This is a genomic window from Zobellella denitrificans (assembly GCF_002237365.1).
GTDB lineage: Bacteria > Pseudomonadota > Gammaproteobacteria > Enterobacterales > Aeromonadaceae > Oceanimonas > Oceanimonas denitrificans.
The window spans coordinates 1-1,650 of sequence record NZ_NMUO01000174.1; the positions used below are offsets into that span (position 1 = coordinate 1).

Annotated in this window: 1 protein-coding gene and 1 pseudogene; both read right to left on the reverse strand. The window is 67.2% G+C overall.

From position 1 onward, the window contains the following. Window positions 1-681: pseudogene (locus CGX12_RS19115) on the reverse strand (VRR-NUC domain-containing protein); the annotation flags it as partial. A gap of 338 nt (window positions 682-1,019) precedes the next feature. Further along, on the reverse strand, window positions 1,020-1,514 hold the full coding sequence (locus CGX12_RS19120) for an ATP-binding domain-containing protein (protein ID WP_254918357.1): 495 nt from the start codon (window positions 1,512-1,514) through the stop codon (window positions 1,020-1,022). Window positions 1,515-1,650 lie beyond the last annotated feature (136 nt).

The window sequence follows — 1,650 nt, forward strand, 5'->3', positions numbered from 1 at the left end:
CCGGTGCAGGGCCAGATACTGGTCCACCTCGGCCCGGTTGCGGAAGGCGCGGGACTCGGGCGTGAAGGCCACGGTTTCGTAGCGCTGGTTGCCGAGTTCGGTGAGCACGAATTCGGACCAGTCCTGGCGCAGGTTGCCGAAGAACATCAGCCGCAGCCGCTCGAACAGGGGCATGCAGGCGAGGCTCAGCAGGCGATCCTGGCTTGCGGGCCACCAGTCGGCAAAGGGTCGCGACCTGGCGTATTCGGGCCGGGCGCAGAGCCAATCCCGCTTCATACCCTTGGTGGCGCGGACCAGCCCGGCCCCGGCGAAGGCCTCGGCAAAGCAGGCATCCAGCTCCGTCAGGGTGAGCAGGTCGGTCAGTTCCTCCACCGGTATGGGTGCCCCCTCTTGCACCAGCCCCAGCGACACCAGTTCAACCCCGGCGGGGGACGGATCTCCAATCTCCGGGTAGCGCAACCGGCTCAGCCGAAAGTGCTCGCCCTTGCGCATCACCATGCGCACCAGCAGGGCCCGGGCTTCGCGCCCGGCGCCGAGCCAGGCCGCCAGCTGCGCCTTTTCCCCGTCCAGCAGCAGATCGCCATGGTGGTCCAGCACCCAGCCCACCAGGGTGCGGGCATTGGCCAGGTAGTAAAAGGGATCCGCCAGCGAAGCCGGCGCCGGCCGTTTAACCGTCGCCATGGGGGCGCGCTATTGTTGCCGGTTGCAGTTGCATATCACTCCTTCCTTTTCATGCTGGCCAGTTCCCCGGAAAACAGGCTGTCCCGTAGGGCCGAATTTATTCGACCAAAACTCGGCGCGGTGCTGATGTTGGTCGATTGAAATCGACCCTACGGATGGAGGTGTCTGTAGGGTCGAATTTATTCGACCAAACCCCGGCACCGTGGTCGGGTGGTCCATTGAAATGGACCCTACGGCCAACCCCGCGTCCATGTGTAGGGTCGAATTTATTCGACCAAACCCCGGCACCGTGGTCGGGTGGTCCGTTGAAACGGACCCTACGGCGGGCCTTGTAGGGCTCACCCCTCGCCCTGCAGGCTTTCCAGCAGGCCGCTCTGGCGTTCCACCCGGCGGGCGATGGCCTGCTCGAACACCCCGGGGCGCGGCTCCAGCAGGGTGAACCAGTGCCGGGCGCGGGTGATGGCGGTGTAGAGCAGCTCCTTGGTGAGCACGGGATTGAGGCTTTCCGGCAACATCAGGGCGGTGTGGGCGAACTCGGAGCCCTGGGACTTGTGCACCGTCATGGCGAACACCGTCTCCACCACCCCCAGCCGGCTCGGCAGGATAAAGCGCAGGTCGCCGCTGCCGTCGTTGCGGGGAAAGGCCACCCGCAACACCGGCCTGCCGTCCTGCTCCGGCAGGCGCAGGGCGATGCCGATGTCGCCGTTCATCAGGCCGAGGCCGTAGTCGTTGCGGGTCACCAGCACCGGCCGCCCCTCGTACCAGCCCTGATCCGCCTCGAGCAGGCCCTGGCGGTGCAGCAGGGCGGCGATGCGCAGGTTGAGCCCCTCCACCCCCCAGGGCCCCCGGCGCCCGGCGCACCGCCCTGTCCGGCGCCCGCCTCGAGCAGCTGCCGCAGATCTGGAAGGAACTGATCGACGCCGGCTTCGAGACCGGCCACGCCTACGGCAAGTCGCTGCGCACCGTCAA